The 19,335-nt window shown below is 65.1% G+C and carries 18 protein-coding genes, 2 pseudogenes and 1 other annotated feature; of the genes and pseudogenes, 8 read left to right on the forward strand and 12 right to left on the reverse strand.

Features of this window, described 5'->3' with window-relative positions; all coding sequences use genetic code 11:
• Positions 1 to 52: 52 nt before the first annotated feature.
• Positions 53 to 553, reverse strand: a complete 501-nt coding sequence (locus JOE48_RS01935; protein WP_210026588.1) for a PIN domain-containing protein — start codon at positions 551 to 553, stop codon at positions 53 to 55.
• Positions 553 to 795, reverse strand: coding sequence for a hypothetical protein (locus JOE48_RS01940; protein ID WP_210026590.1), 243 nt, complete (start codon positions 793 to 795; stop codon positions 553 to 555). The genes JOE48_RS01935 and JOE48_RS01940 overlap by 1 nt, the downstream gene beginning before the upstream one ends.
• A gap of 162 nt (positions 796 to 957) precedes the next feature.
• Here JOE48_RS01940 and JOE48_RS30050 point away from each other — a divergent pair, with 162 nt between their 5' ends.
• Entirely contained in the window at positions 958 to 1,695 is a 738-nt protein-coding gene (locus tag JOE48_RS30050; protein ID WP_245252685.1) for an SWIM zinc finger domain-containing protein, read from the forward strand.
• On the opposite strand, the gene JOE48_RS30055 is transcribed toward JOE48_RS30050, so the two are convergent.
• Positions 1,692 to 1,916, reverse strand: coding sequence for a hypothetical protein (locus tag JOE48_RS30055; protein WP_245252686.1), 225 nt, complete (start codon positions 1,914 to 1,916; stop codon positions 1,692 to 1,694). The two genes, JOE48_RS30050 and JOE48_RS30055, sit on opposite strands and share 4 nt — an antisense overlap.
• Positions 1,917 to 1,970: 54 nt before the next feature.
• On the opposite strand from JOE48_RS30055, the gene JOE48_RS30985 reads away from it, so the two are divergent.
• The 5 genes from JOE48_RS30985 to JOE48_RS01965 all read left to right on the forward strand — a co-directional run bounded on the left by JOE48_RS30985 (position 1,971) and on the right by JOE48_RS01965 (position 7,868).
• Positions 1,971 to 4,433: an SNF2-related protein gene (locus JOE48_RS30985; protein ID WP_312893042.1), complete on the forward strand. Its 2,463-nt coding sequence runs from the start codon at positions 1,971 to 1,973 to the stop codon at positions 4,431 to 4,433.
• A gap of 25 nt (positions 4,434 to 4,458) precedes the next feature.
• Entirely contained in the window at positions 4,459 to 4,833 is a 375-nt protein-coding gene (locus tag JOE48_RS01950) for a hypothetical protein (protein ID WP_210026592.1), read from the forward strand.
• Positions 4,834 to 4,999: 166 nt separating this feature from the next.
• Positions 5,000 to 5,419 carry a phage terminase large subunit gene (terL, locus tag JOE48_RS01955; RefSeq protein WP_210035506.1) on the forward strand — a complete coding sequence of 140 codons (420 nt, stop codon included), beginning with the start codon at positions 5,000 to 5,002 and terminating at the stop codon, positions 5,417 to 5,419.
• Between the two features lie 628 nt (positions 5,420 to 6,047).
• A protein-coding gene (locus JOE48_RS01960; RefSeq protein WP_210026595.1) for an IS3 family transposase occupies positions 6,048 to 7,276 on the forward strand; the annotation gives its coding sequence in 2 pieces (ribosomal slippage) (positions 6,048 to 6,336 and positions 6,336 to 7,276; 1,230 coding nt in all).
• Positions 6,329 to 6,445, forward strand: a sequence feature (AL1L pseudoknot). Its footprint overlaps the gene before it by 117 nt.
• A 148-nt stretch (positions 7,277 to 7,424) precedes the next feature.
• Positions 7,425 to 7,868 carry a hypothetical protein gene (locus JOE48_RS01965; RefSeq protein ID WP_210026603.1) on the forward strand — a complete coding sequence of 148 codons (444 nt, stop codon included), beginning with the start codon at positions 7,425 to 7,427 and terminating at the stop codon, positions 7,866 to 7,868.
• Positions 7,869 to 8,092: 224 nt separating this feature from the next.
• On the opposite strand, the gene istB is transcribed toward JOE48_RS01965, so the two are convergent.
• The 8 genes and pseudogenes from istB to JOE48_RS02005 all read right to left on the reverse strand — a co-directional run bounded on the left by istB (position 8,093) and on the right by JOE48_RS02005 (position 16,091).
• Positions 8,093 to 8,917 (reverse strand): IS21-like element helper ATPase IstB, encoded by an 825-nt coding sequence (istB, locus tag JOE48_RS01970; protein ID WP_053611553.1) that lies wholly within the window; start codon positions 8,915 to 8,917, stop codon positions 8,093 to 8,095.
• Positions 8,914 to 10,398, reverse strand: coding sequence for an IS21 family transposase (gene istA / locus JOE48_RS01975; RefSeq protein ID WP_409518549.1), 1,485 nt, complete (start codon positions 10,396 to 10,398; stop codon positions 8,914 to 8,916). The genes istB and istA overlap by 4 nt, the downstream gene beginning before the upstream one ends.
• A 374-nt stretch (positions 10,399 to 10,772) precedes the next feature.
• Complete coding sequence (locus JOE48_RS01980; protein WP_210026075.1) at positions 10,773 to 12,839, reverse strand: recombinase family protein; 2,067 nt, start codon at positions 12,837 to 12,839, stop codon at positions 10,773 to 10,775.
• Complete coding sequence (locus tag JOE48_RS01985; RefSeq protein ID WP_139231676.1) at positions 12,829 to 13,041, reverse strand: hypothetical protein; 213 nt, start codon at positions 13,039 to 13,041, stop codon at positions 12,829 to 12,831. The genes JOE48_RS01980 and JOE48_RS01985 overlap by 11 nt, the downstream gene beginning before the upstream one ends.
• A gap of 450 nt (positions 13,042 to 13,491) precedes the next feature.
• A pseudogene (locus tag JOE48_RS01990) lies at positions 13,492 to 13,694 on the reverse strand (IS3 family transposase); the annotation flags it as partial.
• A 39-nt stretch (positions 13,695 to 13,733) separates the two neighbouring features.
• On the reverse strand, positions 13,734 to 14,486 hold the full coding sequence (locus JOE48_RS01995) for a cytidylyltransferase domain-containing protein (protein WP_210026605.1): 753 nt from the start codon (positions 14,484 to 14,486) through the stop codon (positions 13,734 to 13,736).
• Between the two features lie 25 nt (positions 14,487 to 14,511).
• A complete protein-coding gene (gene pseC / locus JOE48_RS02000) occupies positions 14,512 to 15,693 on the reverse strand; it encodes a UDP-4-amino-4,6-dideoxy-N-acetyl-beta-L-altrosamine transaminase (protein WP_210026614.1) in 1,182 nt (393 codons plus the stop codon).
• 95 nt (positions 15,694 to 15,788) lie between these two features.
• A complete protein-coding gene (locus JOE48_RS02005; protein WP_210026616.1) occupies positions 15,789 to 16,091 on the reverse strand; it encodes a hypothetical protein in 303 nt (100 codons plus the stop codon).
• Between the two features lie 713 nt (positions 16,092 to 16,804).
• Between JOE48_RS02005 and JOE48_RS30750 the strand changes: the two are divergent.
• Together JOE48_RS30750 and JOE48_RS02020 are read left to right on the forward strand one after the other, a co-directional pair.
• A pseudogene (locus JOE48_RS30750) lies at positions 16,805 to 17,275 on the forward strand (IS630 family transposase); the annotation flags it as partial.
• 733 nt (positions 17,276 to 18,008) lie between these two features.
• Positions 18,009 to 18,194, forward strand: coding sequence for a hypothetical protein (locus JOE48_RS02020; RefSeq protein WP_210026626.1), 186 nt, complete (start codon positions 18,009 to 18,011; stop codon positions 18,192 to 18,194).
• Between the two features lie 73 nt (positions 18,195 to 18,267).
• On the opposite strand, the gene JOE48_RS02025 is transcribed toward JOE48_RS02020, so the two are convergent.
• Positions 18,268 to 19,305, reverse strand: coding sequence for a radical SAM/SPASM domain-containing protein (locus JOE48_RS02025; protein WP_210026641.1), 1,038 nt, complete (start codon positions 19,303 to 19,305; stop codon positions 18,268 to 18,270).
• Positions 19,306 to 19,335 lie beyond the last annotated feature (30 nt).

Here is a 19,335-nt window from a genome sequence, read left to right on the forward strand (position 1 = left end):
GTCAGGTCGTGCAGCTGGTCAGATCCGATGTGACTGCAACACAGCAGCCGGCTCAGAGAGATGTAAGCGACGCCTCGGGTGGGCCTCGTTTTGGTTCTGCGCCGATCGCACGGTACAAATTCGCGTTCGACCATGCCGGCCAGCCCGTGCCAGCGAAGTCGCGATCGTGGCTCCAAACATCGGCGTCGAAGGTCCAGGCGCAGGCGAGAAGATGCGCATCGCTGACTGAGCCGTTTCGCGAAGCGACCGCGTCGGTCAGGACGTGTGAGGCTTCATCGAGACGTTCGGCGTAGACCACTTGCGGCACAACCACGATGCCGCCCAGCAGCGCTTCGGCGAGTTCAGCCGCCTCGGGTGGTAGATGCGGCACTGAGCGTAGGACGTGACGAACCTCCTCCGCCACGCGAGCGGACGTCAAGATATTGCGGGCCGCAATCACCTCTGCGAACACCGGCCGCGAGCGGCGGCCAAGAACGACACTCAAGATGATGTTGGCGTCGACGACGATGACCGATGTCGGTGCTCTAGGGCCAGTTGTCTCGTTCTCCTGCATCACTCGACGCCGCGCTCGGCCAGCAGCTGGTCGATCGCCGCTTCCTGTTCAGGCGAGCGCAGCGCTGCTGCGGCTTCGATGTCCGCCAACACCTTGCTCAGATACTCACGCGAGAGCGTGTGAATCGGGAGCAAAACACCGACGGTTGCGGTCCCGTTCTTGATCGGGACCGCGTATGGCAATGCCTGGATCGCGCCGGCCGACAATCTTTGCAGATCGCGCATGCTGATGGCGGATGGCATGAGGTGCTCCTTTTCCGTTACATGTATGTACGAGTGTACGGCAGTGAAAGAAAGATGGTAGTGGCGGTGCCGACGGCTGGCGTGCTTCTGATTTAGAGGGGCCCTTGCTCCTACCGAATGAAATGCGGTGTTGGCGTTCTGAGAAGGCTCCGCGGTAATCCTATGGAGCGTTACAGCGAAAAAGACATCCTCAGCGAAGTCGGTCGGAAAGCTTTTGAGGCTGCGCGTCAGTATCTACGGGACGGCCGGGTTCTCGCCTTCGAGCAGGACGAAGAGGTCGTGTTCGGTCGGGTTCTCGGCACGGCCGCCCGACCTTACGAGCAGACGATAGAGATTGAGGACATACGCGGCGGTGTCCGGATCGCGGGCGAATGTAGCTGCCCCGTCGGCTTCAACTGCAAGCATGTTGCGGCCTTGCTCCTCTACGGGCTTCATTCGACGAAGAGCTTCGCTCGTCTCTCGTCTGAGGAGCGCATCGCTCGGATCCTGTCCGCGCCGGTACAGCGCTTCGCCACGTCGCCTAACCAAAGTGCGATTCTGACGCCAAGCTTGGCCGCGTGGTTGGACGATCTCGACCGAGCCCAAGCCGCGGCCGAGGAGAGTTACCCCGGCGGCATCACCCAGCGCCTCGTCTATGTTCTCAGCGCGATCCCGTTCGGTCAGAGTGTTCCGCGGCTCGGCGTCCAACCCATCTCCGCGCGGTTGCTCAAGGACGGCTGCTTCTCGCAGACCAGCCGCCCCTACGAAGCCAGCACGGCGCTGTCGGGAAGCCCCGCCAAGTTCCTGAGGCCTTCGGATCTGAGGATCCTTCGTGCGGCGACGCTGCTCCGGTGCGACTCCGGCGACTACAGAGGCGGAGGTGTTATCAACCTCGCCTGCGAAGGGGGGCGGTGGTCCTAGCTGAGATCCTCGCCACCGGGCGGGCCCGTTGGCTCGGCTTGGCCGGGCCGGTCCTCGCCGAGGGGCCGCCGCGATCGGGCCGGATCGTTTGGCAGCCGGTTGGCGAGGCTGCTCTGATACCCCGGCTCGAACTCGATGGGCGGGGCATCGCACTCGCCGCCACGCCGCCGGTCTATGTCGATCCCGAGCAGGGTCTGATCGGGAAGGTGGAGACGAGCCATCCGCCGCGGATCGCCGGGACCCTGCTGGCCGCTCCCGCGGTGCCCGGCACGGCGGTGGCGGCGTTCAACGCCGCTTTGATCCAACGCGCGCCCAACCTGGCCGCCCTGGCTGCGCCGGAACCGAAGCGAGAGCGCGTGGCAGGCGTCGCGCCGACTCCGGTCCTGAGGCTGTTCGCCGCCGATCTGCCGCCCGAAACGGCGTCACCCTACAGCTACTTCGGCTACGGTGCGCCCCCCGAGTCCGAACGGGTCGGATTGGGGCGCCTCTCGTTCCGATACGGTCCCGTGACCATTCCCCTCGGCGAAGCCGATCCCGTGGTGACGCGGCTCGTGGCCGGACGGTTGATCGAGCTTCGCCGCGATGCGGACGCGGAGCGCCGCGCCGTCGCTCACCTGTTGGCCAACGACTTCGTCCCACTGCCCGAGCGTCGCGCCCGGGTCCCGGCCGCGCACGCGCGCGACTTCGTCCCCGACGGCGACGACCTCGCGTGGCTCGACGCGCAGTTTCACACGCTGCCCCAGCTTCGTGCGTATGGTTGGGAGATCGAGGTCTCCGATGACTTTCCGGGGCGACTGCTGCGGGCGGGCGAGAGTTTCGAGGCGGAGGTCCGTGAGGGGTCGGGCATCGACTGGCTCGAACTCCACCTCGGCACCATGGTCGACGGCGAGCGGATCGACCTGATCGGCCCGATCGTGGCGATGATCGCCGCACCCGGCTTCGATCTCGCGATGGTGGACACAGCAGCGGAGGATGATGAGGCCGCCTATCTGCCACTGGGCGACGGGCGCGTTCTCGCTTTCTCGGCGGCGCGGCTTAAGCCCATCGTCGCCGCGATCCGCGACCTCGCGCTCGGCAGTGGGGCGGGGGAAGGCCGCTTGCGCCTCAACCGTGCGGATGCAGCCGGGCTTGCGGCTTTCGAGGCGGCAATGCCCGATACGATCTGGCGCGGCGGCGAGCGCGTGCGCGAAATGGGGCGCAGGCTCGGCGCGACCGGCGGTATCCCGCCGGCCGTCCTGCCACCGAGTTTCCGCGCGACGCTGCGGCCCTACCAGCAGGAGGGCGTATCGTGGCTTGCCTTCCTGGGTGAGGTCGGGTTCGGCGGCGTGCTCGCGGACGACATGGGTCTTGGCAAGACGGTCCAGGCCCTGGCTCTGATAGCGATCGGCAAGGCACAAGGTCGGCTCGATGGTCCGGCCCTTGTGGTCGCGCCGACCAGCCTTATAGCGAACTGGCGTCGAGAGGCGGAGCGCTTCGCGCCTGACCTGCGCATCCTGACCCTGCACGGCCACGACCGCGCGGACCGGTTCGGCGCGATCCCCCACAGCGACCTTGTCCTGACGACCTATCCGTTGATCGCCCGTGATCATGCCGTGTTGGCGGCGCGCACCTGGCCGCTGCTGCTGCTCGACGAGGCGCAGACGATCAAGAACCCCGATGCTGCGACGACGAAGCTGTTGCTCGGGATCGAGGCTCGTCACCGCGTCTGCATGACCGGAACGCCGTTGGAGAACAACCTCGACGAGTTGTGGTCGCTGTTCGCGTTCGCCTGTCCCGGCCTGCTCGGCGACCGTAAGACTTTCGCTCGGGTCTGGCGCAACCCGTTCGAGAAGCAGGGCGACCGCGAGCGGGGCCGACTGCTCGCCCGCCGTGTGAAGCCGTTCCTGTTGCGCCGGACCAAGGAAGAGGTCGCCCGCGAGTTGCCGCCGAAAACCGAGATCGTCGAGCGCATCGACCTCCACGGTCCGCAGCGCGACGTCTACGAGGCCATCCGGATGTCCATGCATGCGCGCATCAGCGCCGCGATCGCTGAGCGGGGCTGGGCGCGCAGCAGGATCGTCATCCTGGACGCCCTGCTGAAGCTACGCCAAGCCTGCTGCGACCCGCGCCTCCTGAAGCAGGGTGCCACGGACAGCGGGGACGGCGAGATCCTCTCGCCGAGACGAGATAGGGCTCACAAACCGGCGACACGGACGGCCGGTGCCGGCTCGGCCAAGCTCGACCGGTTGGAGGAGATGCTGGTCGAACTCCTCGCCGAGGGGCGGCGCATCCTCGTCTTCTCCCAATTTACCTCGATGCTGCGCCTGACCGAGGAGCGGCTCGCGAAGCGAGCCATCCGCTACGCGGTCTTAACCGGGGCAACCCGGGATCGAGAGGCAGCGATCCGGCTGTTCGAGGAGGGCTCCGCCCGTGTCTTTCTCGTCAGCTTGAAGGCCGGCGGGACGGGTCTCAACCTGATCGCGGCCGACACCGTGATCCTCTACGACCCCTGGTGGAACCCCGCGGTGGAGGATCAGGCGGTCGATCGGGCCTACCGGATCGGACAGACCAAGCCGGTGTTTGTGCACAAGCTTGTGGCGAGTGGAACGATTGAGGAGAAGATGGAGATCCTCAAGGAGCGCAAGAGCGCGTTGGCGCAATCACTGTTTGACCACGACGGCGCGCCGACCCTCGCGATGACGCAGGCCGATCTGGAACTTTTGTTCGCACCAGATCGACCAGATCCTCCTGGACGATGAGCCCGAGACCGTCGAGCCGGGCCCAGTGACACCGTCGGCGGGTGCAGCAGCGGTCGCGCGGCTGGGCGACGTGTTCGTGCTCGGTCGGCACCGGGTGGTCTGCGGGGATGCCCGCGATCCGGCCCTGGTGGCAGCGCTCATGGGAGCGGAACGTGCGCGCCTGCTCCTGACGGACGAGCCTTACAACGTACCGATCCGCGGGCATGTGACCAGCGGTAACCACGGCGAGTTCGCGATGGCCAGCGGCGAGATGACCGAGGCGGAGTTCCGGACATTCAACTTAGAGTGGATCGGGACGGCCCTGCCCCACCTCGTCGAGGGCGGCGTGTTCGGCACCTTCATCGACTGGCGCGGGCTGCACGTGGTTCAAGCTGCTCGCAATGCCGTGCCGGCGATCTGAGGCTTGATGCTCAACGCCCGGCCCTCGCGCAGACAACGACGATGATCATAGCCTTTGTAGGCCTGTCTCTTGGCGGGAACGCGACCAGCCTACCCGTCACGCCCGCTTCGTCACCTCCGCCCACTCGACCCGCCGCAAATGGCCAAAGTCGAGCTTAGACTACTACCTGCTCGATATCGTTCGCGAGCGTCTCGAGGCACCCGAACTGCGTCGAGAAATCGTGAGCTTGAGCCGGCACTGGAGGGCGAGCGCTACCCTGATCGAGGATACGGAGCTCGGGCGTGCCCTCCATCAGGATCTGCGCCGGACCGGAACCTTGTCGACGCTCCTTCATCGCTCGCGCTACGATAAGGAGGCTCGGCTCCTGGCTCAGGCAGCTCGCTTCGAGGCTGGGCAGGTCCACCTGCCATCGGACGCTCCGTGGCTGGCCGATTACATCGCGGAACTGATGGCCTTTCCGAACGGGCGGCACGACGATCAGGTCGACAGCACCTCGCAGGCGCTCGATTACCTCACCGCTCGCGCGCTGCCCCCTCCCCCGCTGCAGCGCCAGAACCCCGTGCGCAGGGATATCGAGCGCCGCTGATACAGTTTCATCATTGCGAGTTGACCTGCTTCTGCCGGAAGATGCGGATGTTCTCGGCGTTCGGCGCGCCAACTCCAGAACAATTTACGGCAGTGCCCGGATTGGACTGGACTGCTGCTGCGAAAGGAGCGTGAATGGTCGTGCGACGAAGCAGTTAGCCAGCTGAAGCGCGGCGGGATCTTTATGGGCACGCTTGGTTTAAACGGAATTGTCCGTCAGTTCACGTACGCCGTGCGTCAGACCGAGACGAGCATGGTGACGATAGGCATGAAGATCTGCGCTGCGGCTGAAGTGCCGACTGAGAACGGCCGCGCGGCGCTTAACTTTGAAGCTCCGGGACGAGACGCCGCGTCGCTGCGGGTTCTGCACACCAGCGGCGAGCATGGGGCGAGACGAGCGCCTCCATAGCTCAGGGCTGAGGTACGCCGGCCGGACCGGGCATCGTCGTCATGAGGATCGCGTCGCCCCGCAGGCTCATCGAGCCGCATGCGGGGCCAGGGCAGTGGCGGGGCTGGATCCCGCCTCGAGCTCAAGGCGCGCCACTATGCACACCGACACTTCAATACAGATCCGCCCCCTGAACCGCCCCGGGTTTTCCGGAGGCTCCAACTCTTGAGAGACTGGAGCCATGACGAAGCATACCCCACCCTTCTCCCGCGAGGTTCGCGAGCGTGCGGTCCGGCTGGTGCGGGAGCACGAGAGCGAGCACGGCTCGCAATGGTCTGCGATCCAGTCGATTGCCGCCAAGATCGGCTGCTCGGGTGAGACGCTGCGCAACTGGATCCGGCAGGCCGAGCGGAACCGTGGTGTGCGGCCCGGCCCCACGAGCGCTGAGCGCGAGCGGATCAAGGTGCTGGAGCGGGAGGTTCGCGAACTGCGGCAGGCCAATGAGATCCTGAGGAAGGCATCGGCGTATTTTGCCCAGGCGGAGCTCGACCGCCGGTTCAAGCGATGATCGCCTTCATCGACGATCACCGCGCGCTCTACGGGGTCGAGCCGATCTGCAGGGTGCTGCCGATCGCCCCGTCGACGTACGACGCCCATGCCGCGCGGCGGCTCGATCCCGGCAGGCTGCCGGCTCGGGCCAAGCGGGACGCAACGCTCGTGGCCGAGATCCGGCGTGTGCACGCGGCCAACTTCGGCGTCTACGGCGTCCGGAAGGTCTGGCGGCAGCTCGCCCGCGAGGGGACCGCGGTGGCACGCTGCACGGTAGCCCGACTGATGCGAGCGATGGGCTTGGCCGGCGTCGTCCGGGGGCGCAGGGTCCGTACGACCGTTCCCGATCCGGCGGCGGCTTGCCCGCTCGATCGGGTCAATCGGCAGTTCAAGGCCGAATGCCCGAACCGGCTATGGGTCGCGGATTTTACCTACGTCGCCACATGGGGCGGGTTCGTCTACGTGGCCTTCGTGATCGACGTCTTCGCCCGCAGGATCGTGGGCTGGCGCGTGTCCCGATCGGCCCGGGCGGACTTTGTGCTCGATGCCCTAGAGCAGGCCGTGCACGAGCGCCGCCCCTCCGCCGGCAGCGGCTTGGTCTGCCATTCCGACCGAGGGTCGCAATACGTGAGTATCCGATACACCGAGCGCCTCGCCGAGGCGGGCATCGAGCCCTCCGTCGGCAGCGTCGGCGACAGCTACGATAATGCCCTTGCCGAGACGGTGATCGGCTTGTTCAAAGCGGAGGTGATCCATCGGCGCGGGCCGTGGCGCTCGTTCGAGGCTGTCGAGTACGCCACCCTCGAATGGGTCGACTGGTTCAACCACCGTCGGCTGCTCGAACCGATCGGCAACGTGCCTCCCGCCGAGGCGGAAGCGCGCTACTATGCCCAGGCCGAGGTCCAAGCCTTGGCCGCCTGACCCAAACCAACCGGCCTCGGGAAAACCCGGGGCGGTTCACCCTGTCCCCGCCGTGTCGGGGAGCGGAGTCGCCATCGCAACGCCGGCTAGCATCAGCTGCACGCGCACGCTGTGCGCTGTCCCGCTCTACCCTGGCGTGAGGGCCACGATGTCCAATCGCAGCATCTCCTGGTCTTCCGCCCTGCGCGAGCTGAAGGCTGACCGTACCATTCGCCGCCCTGTGCGCGAGGAGCGCCTGCGCACGAGCACCGGCCTGCGCGGCGCGCCCGTCCTCGCGATGAGCGTGTGGCGTGGGCTCTCGAGCCGGCGCTACGTCGTCGTGGTCCAGCCACTCGACACCCCAGATCTCGTGGCCGAGAGCGCGGCGGTCGTTCTCACCGTGGCCAGGGACGAGCGAGGCCAGGCCTCTATCGTCGGTGCTCGGGCCTGCGAGATCGGAGACCCCGGGTTCCTCGGCTGGCTTGCCGCCTGTGCCAAGCTTGGCGCGCGTGAGCTGCATGCCTACCGGTTGGCCGAGACTGCGCTCGAGCGCTCTGCGGTCGCAGTCGACCTCGGCGGATCGATGGCCAGAGCCGCGACGGGAGCGCCGTGATGATCAGGCGGGAGTTCAGCAAGGCTGTGCAGCGGGCCGCGCTGGCCCGGGCGGATGGGCGCTGCGAGGGCGTACTTACGGATGACAGCCGATGTGTAGCGCGGCGATCTGGATGAGATGTCAGCGACAATCAGGATGAGTGACCGGTGTCGCGGCGGGTTGATGATGAGCGGGTCGATCGACCGGCGCAAGGTGGCGTCGGGTCAGGTTCGTGTCGCGGAGCGTCACGCATCGGCAGTTTTGATTGTCGCGCGAGTTGGCGGTCGACCAGGACCGCGTTTCCGATCCAGGGCCGTGCGACGCCGGTAGCTCTCGACGTTCATCTCGAAGATGGTGGCATGGTGCACCAGCCGGTCGACGGCAGCGAGCGTCATGGCCGGATCGGGGAAGATCCGACCCCACTCGCCGAAGGGCTGGTTGGCGGTGATCATCAGGGAGCGGCGCTCGTAGCGGGCGCTGATCAGCTCGAACAGCACGCTCGTTTCGGCTTGGTCCTTGGTGACGTAGGCGAGGTCGTCGAGGATCAGCAGGTCGAAGCGGTCGAGCCGGCCGATGGCCGCCTCCAGGCCGAGGTCGCGCCGGGCGACCTGCAGCTTCTGGACGAGGTCGGTGGTGCGGGTGAACAGCACCTTGAAGCCGGCCTCGACGAGAGCGAGCCCGATCGCGGCGGCGAGATGGCTCTTCCCACCGCCAGGTGGACCGAACAGGAGCAGGTTGGCCCCCTGCGCCAGCCAAGCGTCGCCGGCGGCGACCGCCATGACCTGAGCCTTCGAGAGCATCGGCACGGCGGCGAAGTCGAAGCCATCGAGCGTCTTGCCGGGTGGCAGGCGCGCCTCGGCGAGATGACGCTCGATGCGTCGTCTGTCGCGCTCGGCCAACTCGTGCTCGGCCAGCGCCGCGAGGAAGCGGGCGGCAGGCCAGCCCTCCTTGTCGGCCTGTTCGGCAAAGCGGGGCCAGACGGTCTTGATGGTCGGCAGGCGCAGCTCACCGAGCATGATCCCGAGCCGGGCGGTGTCGACCGCGGTGGTGGTGCGGGCCAGGGCCTTCATGCCGCCCCTCCCGTCGTGACGCCGTCGAGGAGGCTCTCGTAGCTCGCCAGCGAGCCGAGGGCGACGTTGACGTGAGGGATGGTAGCCGGATCGGGTGCGAAGCGGGCACGCAGGACGGCTAGATCGGGCAGGCGCTTGGCGGCCAGTTCGACGGCCAGGCATTCGGCGAGTTCGGCCTCGCAGCCGCGGTCATGGGCCAGCGCAAGTAAATCGACGGCGATGCGGCAGGCCTGCCGTTCCGGAAGCGCGGCGCGCAGGGACTCAAAGGCGTGCCGGTAGGGTGCCCGCGGGAAGAGCCGGTCGCGGTAGACGAGGTTGAGCAGCGCCATCGGCTTGCGCCGGAGGGCGTGGATGACGTGGTGGTAGTCGACGACCTGATCGTGCCGTCCGTCCGGATGAGCCCGCCCCCGCGGCAGGGTGAAGAGGTGGGATCCGCCGACGAAGACGTCGAGGCGGTCGTCGTAGAGGCGCACGCGCAGGGTGTGGCCGATCAGGCGCGAGGGCACGGTGTAGAACACCTTGCGCAGGCGGAACCCGCCGGCCGAGGAGACGCGCACGCTGACCTGCTCGTAGTCGCACGAGCGCCGCTCGGGCAGCCGCGCCAGGACAGCCCGCTCGCTGTCGATGCGCTTAGCTTGGCGGGCGTTGCGGCGTCCGACGAGCTCGTCGACGAAGGTGCGGTAGGCGGTCAGGTCGGGGAAGTTGGTGCTGGTGCGCAGCAGGAGCGCATCGGCGAGGGCCCGCTTGAGGTGGCCGTGCGGGCCCTCCACCGAACCGTTCTCGTGGGCGAGGCCGGCGTTGTTGCGGGTGGGCGTCATGCCGTAGTGGGCGCACAGGGCCTCGTAGCGGCGGGTGAGATCCTCCTGGGCGGCCTCGTCGAGGTTGCGGAAGGCGGCCGAGAGGCTGTCGGTGCGGTGCTCGCGCGGCACGCCGCCGAGAGACCAGAGGGCATTCTGCAGCCCTTCGGCGAGCGCCACGAAGCTCTCGCCGCCGAGCACGACGTGGGCGTGCTCGAAGCCGGAGTAGGCGAGCCGGAAGTGGTAGAGCCGATGGTCGAGGCGCAGCCCAGCGATGCTGACGCCGAGATCGGCCATGTCGGTAAAGTCCGACAGTCCCATCCGCCCGGGCTCGTGGGTCTGACGAAAGATGACGTCCTGGTCGGCTCCGTGCACGGCGCGCCAAGCCCGGATACGCCGCTCCAGTGTCCGTCGGACCCCTTCACCGAGATCGGGATGACGGCGCAGGATCTCCTCGAAGACGGCCACCGGCCTCAGGCCGGGCGCGGCTTCGAGCAATGGCACGATCTCGGCCTCGAACACCTCGGCGAGGGGATCGGGCCGACGCCGTCCGCGCGGGGTCTTCTTAGCCGAGGGCAGACGCGGATCGGCGGCAATGCGATGGCCGGTGGCGGGACTGAAGGCGGCCTTGGCGGCGGCCGCAGCGACGCTGTCGCTCTGACGGAACTGCATGAAGAGCCTCATCTGGTGATCGGTCACGTGGCGGCCGGGCACGGGCAGGCTCCTCAAACTGAGGACGACCCGCAGCTGGCCCGGTGGCCGCGATCACCAGACGACGTGCCCCTGAAGGTCACGCCGACGCCGATCCGATGCCTCCGGTCGGGCTCTGCCCTCCTTGCGTCATCAGATCGGCGGTTCCTCTCATCTTGATTGACGCGCTGGTCTCATCCTGATTGCCGCGCTGCAGGCTGGCCGACATCACCTAGATACTGTCGGCGAATCAGTTGGTCGGGGGCGTGGGCATGGAGGTACGCGATGAGCCTGCGACCGGAAGCGCGGCGCGATCTGTTCGCCTACATCGAGGGCTACTACAACTGCTCATCAGAACGCACATCTCGCTATGTCGTTGATGCGAAGAGGGATTGCTGTGCTGGATGCGGTACCGCGGGGTGTTTGCCGCGGTTGAGTGCCTCCTGTGCGAGGACGCGGGCAGCCGGGCCGTCGAGAGCCGCGCGGCTGAAGACCCAAGGTCCGTCCGCGAGCGGATGCGCTGCATCGATCTCGCCCCGTTCCGCGGCCAGACGAAGGGTTCGCGCGGCAACGCCGACGCGGGCGGCAGCTTGGGTCAGGTTCAGCCAAGGCTCCTCTCCCGCCGCGGCCTCGCGGAACACCGGGATGCGGTACTGCGAGCGCAATGCGGTGACGCGCTCGCGCGTGAAGCGGTTGCCGTGCCCCGTCCTCACGCCGTTGCGGTTGAGTACGCCCGCGATCACGTCGTCGCGCGCGATGAGCGCCAGTGTGCGCACCGCTTCGATCACGTCGGCGGGCGTGCTGGTGCGCTGACCGCGTCGCCGACGCGGCAGGCGATGCTCGGTGTGGGCGCCACCGGCCCAATGCAGGGTGAGCACGATCTCGGCCCGCACCTCGTCGAGGTCGGCGATCGCCTCGTGGATGAGGGTGCGCACGATCCGCTTCTTGAGCCGCGCATCCGTCGTGGGCGCTGACCAGACGCCCTGCAGGTCCGCGGCGAGCGTCTCCAACGCGATTGGAGGAAGGGCGGGTCGGGGGGCGACCGCGTCGTGCTCGGCAACGCGCGTCTCGCAGGCGCCGACCCGGGACAGAGCGCGGTTCCAGCGCGCTTCGAGTTCGCCGGTCACCAGGCGGTTCTCGGGGTCGGCGGCGTCGTACTGGCGGAACGCGCGGTCGGCCGCGTAGCGCGCCGCCTCCAGATCGCGCATCATCGCCTCACGTGCCTCGTCGCGGCGCATGCTCGCCTGCGACTCGGCTGCCCGCGTCGCCTCGATGGCGCCGGGCTGCACCACCGACAGGAGCGCCGCCTCGACGACGTCATCGACACGAAGGCCGCCGAAGGCGATGCAGTTCGGCTCGCCGTAGTCGATCCGCCCGCGGACGCAGGCGTAGCGCGGGATCTGCCCCTTGGCCCCGGTGTACTGGACGCTCAGCTTGCGTCCGCAGCGCCGGCAGCGCAGCAGACCGGAGAGCAGGGCCGAGCCGAGCTTGGGCGCACCACGGGAACTCGTCGGGACGTTCTCGCTCACCATCGCCCGGATCGCCTCCGCCCGCTCCCACGTGACGTAACCCTCATGCGCGCCGGGCTTCAACGCCAGCCACTCCGAGCGCGGCGTGCGCCGGGCCCGCGCCTTGGCGCCGGCCGCGTCGTAGCTGGCCGTGACGCGGCTGCGGCCGTAGGCGTAGGCGCCGCCATAGGCAGGATTGGCGATGAACTCGCGCAGCGTCGAGTAACGGGGGCGGCGCCAGACCACCGGGCCGGCGTTGACGCGGGTCGGCAGATCGAGCCCGTGCTCCAGGAACCAGAGCAGGGCCTGGCGCACGCTGCCCAACTCGGCCACCTTGTCGATGGCCAACCGGATCGCGGCCTGCACACGCCGATCGGGATCCATCTCGAGCCGGTCGCCGGCCTTGAGGAAGCCGACAGGTGCCGCGACCACGAGCTCGCCGCGGCGCGCCTTCTCGTAGCGCGCGGACAGCGAGCGCTGGCGCAGGAGGTCGAGCTCGTACTCGTTGAGGCTGCCCTTGAGCCCGAGGAGCAGGCGGTCGTTGCCCAGGCGCGGCGCGTAGATCGCCTCCTGGTCGACGAGCAGGGTATCGACGACGCGGCACATCTCCACGAGCTGCTGCCAGTCCCGGCTGTTGCGGGCGAAGCGGGAGACCTCGCGGGCGGCGACCGCGCCGACCTTGCCCAGGCAGACCTCGGCGACCATACGTTCGAAGCCGGCGCGCAGCGTGCCGCCGGCGGCCGAGCAGCCGAGATCCTCGTCGATGATCTCGACCTCGGCAAAGCCGAGCCCGACGAGGCGCTCGCGCATGGCGTATTGCAGGGCCTGGCTCTCGCGGTTGTGCTGGACCTGATGGGCCGAGGACTGGCGGACGTAGAGCACGGCTTTGCGGGCTCGGTGCTGCGGGCCGATCTTCTCAGCGCTCATCGGCGCCTCCGGCTCGGACGTCCTGCTGCGAGGATCTGTTGGTATGGGCGACGAGCAGGCGGGCCAGCAGGCGGGTGAGGGTCTGCTGCGTCGCCGTCGGCAGGCTGCTCCAGGCTGGCGGTGTCAGAGTCGACGGCCCTTGCGTCAGGCCGAGGTCGAGCTGCGGGTCCGACCGGCGCGGTCGGCGCGGAGGCTGTGGCATGGCAATCTCCCGAGGACTCGGGCGATGCTAGCGTTGCTCGGCGCGGGACAGGGCCTCTGCCCGCCGCGGCGAGCAGGACGCGCAAGCTCATCAGCGCGGACAAGGCCACGACCGGCTGCGCCGCCGCCCGCATTGCCCCGCACGCGACGGGATCGAGCATCCAGACCGGGATCTCCTGTAGGCGTGCGGCTGGCGCGTCCACGAGTGTGCAGCGCGCGGCCGTACCTGCTGCGCGCCCGATCACCTCGTGAAGGCGAACCGCACGCCCGGCCCATGGATGCCACCCGTAGACGACGACACCGTCGTCGCCAGCGTCGGTACTATGGGTCTTGTGCTGAGGGGTTGTACAATCGGCAACGCATCCACTCGGCACTCGGCTATCTCACGCCCGAGCAAGCCGAGAGGGCCGCGAAATGATTTCCCTGTGTCCGCGATGCCGAGGGAGGATCAGTCGGCCACCGCCTTCACAGCGAACCGCCCGTCGAACCGCTCCAGGAGCTGAGCGGCGAGATCGGTTTTTTTGTGCGCGCGAGGCCGAGCGCCTCCTTGAGGATCTCAACCTCCAAGGTCTTGCGCCCGAGCAAGCGTTCAAGGTCGCGCACGCGCCGCTCCAACTCGCGCAGGCGGCTGGTGCCGACGACCTCCTCGTCGGCTTACAATAAAGTGGATGAAAGAAATTAAGAACGGTTTTATTATTTTGAAATCTCAATGCCGGAAATGCGGCCCGAATCCCGTCGCCGCATGTTGATTTCTTGCAGTTCCGGGAATTGATCTATTACTTGCATCACGCACTCGTAATTGGCGACATTCAGAGATTTCGGCAAAATTTGAAACAGACGCCGCATAAATTGCAGATCCTCTTCGTAATCTAAGGTCCATCGTTGCTTTATGATCGCGCCGCCGGGCCCAACAATAAAAGCGCGTTTGATCGTAGTTCGTGTCCGAAGCCAAGGTGTCACATGTTCGCGTTCGTCGGGTAAAGTAGCGTTTTGCGCAGCTTGATAAAGTGCGCTGGCTGTAAATGCTTCACAGTCGAGGCCATGCGGAAAAGACGGCGGCATATTGTTGCAGGCATAATCCGCTCGTTTGCTTAAGAGTGCGTCGAGCACTTGGCTGCAGAGCCCCGGATCTATCAACGGACAATCACTGGTTACTCTAATGATTTCTGTCAGATTGAGTTGTTCCGCGGCGCGGCGATAGCGATCGAGGACGTCTGATTCCGACCCCCGTATGACCGTTGCTCCACACGCGAGCGCCTCATCCGCAACGCGATCATGCTTGGATCCTTCTGCGACGGCACAGCACACAACGTCGACGCCTTTGACAACTTTGCACCTACGCAAGACATGACTAAGTACTGTATGTTGATCAATAAGCTTAAGGACTTTGCCCGGAAGTCGCGTCGAAGACTCCCGAGCCTGTACGACTATGCCGACCGTTCCCATGCGCCGCTCCGCCACGTATTAATTGTTAATCGACTCCCAGATCAAAACTTACCTCTTGGACGGTACGAATGACCCGTGATTGCTCTTGATCGGTAAGAGCAGGAAATATTGGCAGAGAAATACAGCTTTCGTAGTATCTTTCCGAGCAAGGATAATCTTCGACTTGAAATCCGAGGCGCTTGTAATAAGGATGCGTATGAACCGGGATATAATGAACTTGCACTCCGATGCCGCGAGCGCGCAAGAGATCAAAAAAAGCTTTACGGCCGCCCTTTAATCGCTGCAAGTCAAGCGTGACGGGATACAAATGATACGCTGAGACCGAGTCTTCGGACTGCCACGGCGTCTTCAAAGGCAGATCAGTCAGCTCGACGTCATAGCGTGCCGCGATCGTCCGCCGGCGCGCGATGAAACTCTCGAGCCGTTTGATCTGCGAGACGCCGAGGGCAGCCTGAATATCGGTCATGCGATAGTTTAGACCTAACGCTACTTGTTCGTAATACCACGCTCCATGGGTCGCCCCCTCCAGTCGATCGACTTGTCGGGTCACGCCGTGAGTCCGCAACAACCTCATTGACTCTGCTAACACAGAGTCGTTCGTCATTGCCGCGCCACCCTCTCCAGTGGTAATGATCTTTACGGGGTGGAAACTGAAGACCGTGATGTCGGCGTGTTGCCCGCAGCCGATCGGTTCTCCGCGCCATGACGCTCCGATCGCATGGGAGGCGTCTTCAACGACACGGAAGCCGTATGCGTCGGCCAGTTTGCGGATAGACGCCACATCGCATGGTTGGCCAGCAAAGTCGACGGTGGCTACCACGTCCGGGCCGGGCTCGCCGCGGCGGCGTGCTGTCTCTAACTTGTGGGCGAGCGCCTGTGGATCAAGATTGTAAGTTTGTGGGTCGATATCGACAAAATCGACCGAAGCTCCGCACAAAAGCGCGGCGTTTGTTGTCGATACAAATGTGTTTGGAGTGCTCCACAAGCGCTTGCCAGGCCCGAGTCCGAGTGCAAGATACGCGACGTGGAGTGCCGAGGTGGCGCTGTTCACCGCGACCGCATGGGTTGCGCCGCATGCCTCTACAAGCGCAGCTTCGAAGTGCTCGACGTGCGGTCCTTGCGTAAGGAAGTCAGAGGTGAGCACTGCGGAGACTGCGGCGAGATCAGCTTCGTCGACAGATTGGCGACCATATGGAATTGTAGGCACGGGCACTCCTTTCCGGACTGGCGGCTGAACATATGAAAAGCCCGCGATGTGGCCGCATGCCTTATCGCTGCACGAGCAACATATCCACTCGGCTTCTACCCCCGATCGAGCAGGGAGCGCAGTACCTTCCTCTCCGTCACCGCACCATGGGCAACATGCTGTTTGGCCGTCAAATTTATCACGAGCAGTTCATCATGCTGTGAGCTTAAATCTGTGCTGCGGTACAAAAAATATGCCAAATCTTCAGTATTCTTCGGTGACTCGATAACGTAGAAGCATTCGGTTCCGGTCCACGCGAAATCAACAGCTTCCGTTTGGATTTTTTGTTTCAAAGATGCTGACCGTGCTTGGTGGTCGCCCTCCGGACCGATTCTGAACGAGATCGCGTAGATGGCCATCGACCGTCTCCTAACTCGCGCTATACCGCCCTTATTCGAGTCGCTTGCACTCTTACAGCCTGGACAGGGCGCATTACAATCATGGCTGGGCTGGGTCGTTCGCGGTGCGATAAGATGCGCAGTTGAACACTCAGGGCTGCGCGTTTGACGCTCAAGCTGCGCCCGACCGATCCGCAACATGGTTTGGGGTGAGTCCTTGACGAGCCCAGGAGGCTTTGATGCCGTCAGCCCTGTCGATTGATCTCCATGTGCGCGTCGTCGCCGCGCTGGCGGAGGGAACTTCCTGCCACGGCGCGGCCGCCCGCTTCGGGGTGAGCGCGTCGAGCGCCAGCGGCTAGGCGGGGCGCTTACGGAAGGAGGGCCGGGTCGCGGCGCGGCCACGCAGCGGCGATCAGCGCTCACTGGCCACCGAGGCGCACGCGGATCTGATCCGCGCGACCTACGAAGCACGGCCCGCGATCTGCCTGCACGAACTGTATGCGGCCCTGGCCGAGCGAGGCGTGACGACCAGCACGAGTGGTCTGTCGCGCTTCTTCCAGCGGCACGGGATCAGCTGGAAAAAGGGGCGGCTTACGCAGCTGAGCAGGAGCGTGAAGACGTAAGCGCGGCGCGCGAGGCGTGGTTCGAGGCGCAACCCGGGCTCGACCCGGACCGGGTGGTGTTCCTGGACGAGACGGCGGCCGCCACCAACATGGTGCGGCGCTCCGGCTGGGCCCCGCCCGCGCGGCGAGCGCTGCCGGCTTGCGGCTCCGTTTGGCCACGACAAAACCACGACCCTCACGGCCGCCCTGCGCACGAGCGGGCTGTGCGCGATCGCGCTGTTGGACGGCCCCACGAACGGCACGCGCTTCCGCAGCTACGTCACCGAGACCCTGATCCCGGTGCTGCAGCCGGGCGACATCGTCGTCATGGACAACCTGCCTGCCCACAAGGTCGCCGGCGTGCAGGATGCGATCGAGGCCGTAGGGGCCCAGCTGCTCTACCTTCCGCCCTACAGCCCTGATTTCAACCCGATTGAGCAGGCCTTCGCAAAGCTGAAGGCGCCGTTGCGCAGCGCGGCCACCCGCACGATCCCGGATCTCTGGGCGGCGATCCGCCAGGCATTCACCCGCTTCACCCCGCAGGAGTGTCGCAACTACGTCGCCGCAGCCGGCTACGAAGACGACTTGGCCGTCGCTACCTGACCGGAAACAGCTCTAGCGAGGGGAGTGTCGGGTCCTTGTCGTAGCGCGTGACAACGACCCGGAAGTGCTTGATCTTGCTGGAGAAGCGCTCGATCCAAGTTGCGGCACTCGTACCAGAAGGGGCTAAGGCTCGCATCTGCTTGCAGTTGGGCATCGGTTTCACGTTGGCTCGCGCCTCGTGCTCATCCGTCCGGGTGCGCAACGCGTCGCTGTCGTAGGCTCGTCGACTAGCAGGATCCGCCCCGCGCCCGACCCACCCAGAGCTTCGGCCGCCGCCGGATCGTCATGCGCCTGGCATTCCGTAATCTTGAGCGCCATGAGGTGCCTCCGGCATTCACTGACGCGTGGATCTCGCTCGCCAGGCCGTCCTGCGCCAGCGACCCCTGTCGGATGCCTCGCCTACTCTCTCGCAATGGCTAACCGGAAGCGGGTCGGACTTGAGACCGGCGGGGGACGCCCGGGTCGTGAACACGCAAGCCGCACGTTCGCGCGGCGTAGAGGTGTGGCAGTCGCGCGTGGCTATGACCCCGCCCGGCAAATTGTCGGACTGAACCGCTACGCTGTCACCGACATAGACGGCCGCACCCCAATAGCCGTCTCCACCTTCAGCCGGCATGACAACCGCGGCGGGTCTGCCGTGCTACGGGCCTCGTGCAGGCAGTTCCCCTTATCTGCCTCACTGCTTCGCTGTGCGTGCCTGCAAAGCAGAGCGAGGCGCCGCCGACCGACAATCGTGGTCGAGATCGAAGGCACTCAGCAGGGCTTTGCTGTTCAGCTCAGGCGGTGGGTGATCGAGCGGGCGTCCAGTCGAATCAGTCGCCGCCGGCTCGCGCGCAACCACGAGGCGGCCCCAGCCTCCACACGCGCCTTCGTGCTCGCTGCAGCCACGATCCCGATCAGGCAGGTCATCGAAACGTAATGAAACGGGGTCCGACAGCCTTTCGAATGCTGCACTCAGTTCACAGAGCGATCCACGTCGAACAACGTTCCGATTACGCATTCATCGGCATCATGCGATACAGCAAGGCTGTCTCCGCTTTAGACTCGAGATAAGCAGGGTCAATACGGATCATATCATCAGTAATTGGCTCCGGCTCATTCATGATGATGCAGCTTTGACATTTCTCCGGCAGGCCCGAACCTCCGGGAAGATGCGCAATCTGAAGGTCATGCCTCTTCTTCCCGCGCCAGATATCGATTAATGGCTCCTCTGCAGCCTCGCCGAGGCCGCCGTCCGAGACTGTCAGATTGTAATCCCAGCAACACGCGGCGATCGTTCCGCTTGGCTGTATCTCAAGAGCATTGTCAAAGTACTCGCAGCTTTTCCGTCGAACCCCATCCTTGACTCTGGGACGGAAGTACAAATCTTCTTTTTCGGATGGATTATCTGACCAATCTACGGCAAGCGCATCCTGAAATCGGTCAAGCTCGGGATCTAAAATCGTTGAAAACATCTTGAACGCATCGATCAGCTCGTGCTCGTTCCTCTGTGTTCGCACGAATTTGAGTAAGATTTTAGTCGAGCTGAGGTTGCGAGAAGCGCGTATCGCGACGAAGCGGCGAATATTGCCCAGCACTCGGTCGTAATCGCATCTGACGCGATGTGCTTCATAAGTCTCTTTCGTAGCTCCATCGAAACCGATAATGAGCTGAGAAACACCGCTGTCCAGAATAGCGTTCGCGTGAGCTTCGCTTAAATACTGCGCATTGGTCAGCAGAGATGTAATCGATGCCAGCCCGCGCTCTTTCAATATTCGCAAGCGCTCGTGGAGTTTCGGGTCCTGCAGGATTTCACCATTCGCCGAATGCACAAGAGCGGCGGGTCGGGTCGGCCAATCCGCAATTTGGGAAATTAGTCGATCATATAAATCTAAAGACATGACTGCAGCAGGGCGGACGCGTCGATCAAACTGCGCATCCCCTTGAAAGAGAGGGCAGAACGGACAGCGAGCATTGCAGAGATTCGTCGTGTCAAGAATTATGGTATTTGGGAAGTCTGATTCAATCATTGGTTCGATCGACTCCTGCATGTCCGGCTTTGTCGAACATGCCTGCGAGGC

This window comes from Methylobacterium sp. PvR107, from assembly GCF_017833295.1.
In the GTDB taxonomy this organism is placed as follows: domain Bacteria; phylum Pseudomonadota; class Alphaproteobacteria; order Rhizobiales; family Beijerinckiaceae; genus Methylobacterium.

Coding starts and splice junctions, on each gene's coding strand:
- JOE48_RS30050 (WP_245252685.1), top strand. CDS start 958: ATGGAGCGTTACAGCGAAAAAGACATCCTCAGCGAAGTCGGTCGGAAA.
- JOE48_RS01965 (WP_210026603.1), top strand. CDS start 7,425: ATGTCCAATCGCAGCATCTCCTGGTCTTCCGCCCTGCGCGAGCTGAAG.
- JOE48_RS02005 (WP_210026616.1), bottom strand. CDS start 16,091: ATGGCCATCTACGCGATCTCGTTCAGAATCGGTCCGGAGGGCGACCAC.
- JOE48_RS30055 (WP_245252686.1), bottom strand. CDS start 1,916: ATGGCTCGTCTCCACCTTCCCGATCAGACCCTGCTCGGGATCGACATA.
- JOE48_RS01940 (WP_210026590.1), bottom strand. CDS start 795: ATGCCATCCGCCATCAGCATGCGCGATCTGCAAAGATTGTCGGCCGGC.
- JOE48_RS01995 (WP_210026605.1), bottom strand. CDS start 14,486: ATGGGAACGGTCGGCATAGTCGTACAGGCTCGGGAGTCTTCGACGCGA.
- istB (WP_053611553.1), bottom strand. CDS start 8,917: ATGAAGGCCCTGGCCCGCACCACCACCGCGGTCGACACCGCCCGGCTC.
- istA (WP_409518549.1), bottom strand. CDS start 10,398: ATGAGGCTCTTCATGCAGTTCCGTCAGAGCGACAGCGTCGCTGCGGCC.
- JOE48_RS02025 (WP_210026641.1), bottom strand. CDS start 19,305: ATGCAGGAGTCGATCGAACCAATGATTGAATCAGACTTCCCAAATACC.
- JOE48_RS01985 (WP_139231676.1), bottom strand. CDS start 13,041: ATGCCACAGCCTCCGCGCCGACCGCGCCGGTCGGACCCGCAGCTCGAC.
- JOE48_RS01980 (WP_210026075.1), bottom strand. CDS start 12,839: ATGAGCGCTGAGAAGATCGGCCCGCAGCACCGAGCCCGCAAAGCCGTG.
- JOE48_RS01935 (WP_210026588.1), bottom strand. CDS start 553: ATGCAGGAGAACGAGACAACTGGCCCTAGAGCACCGACATCGGTCATC.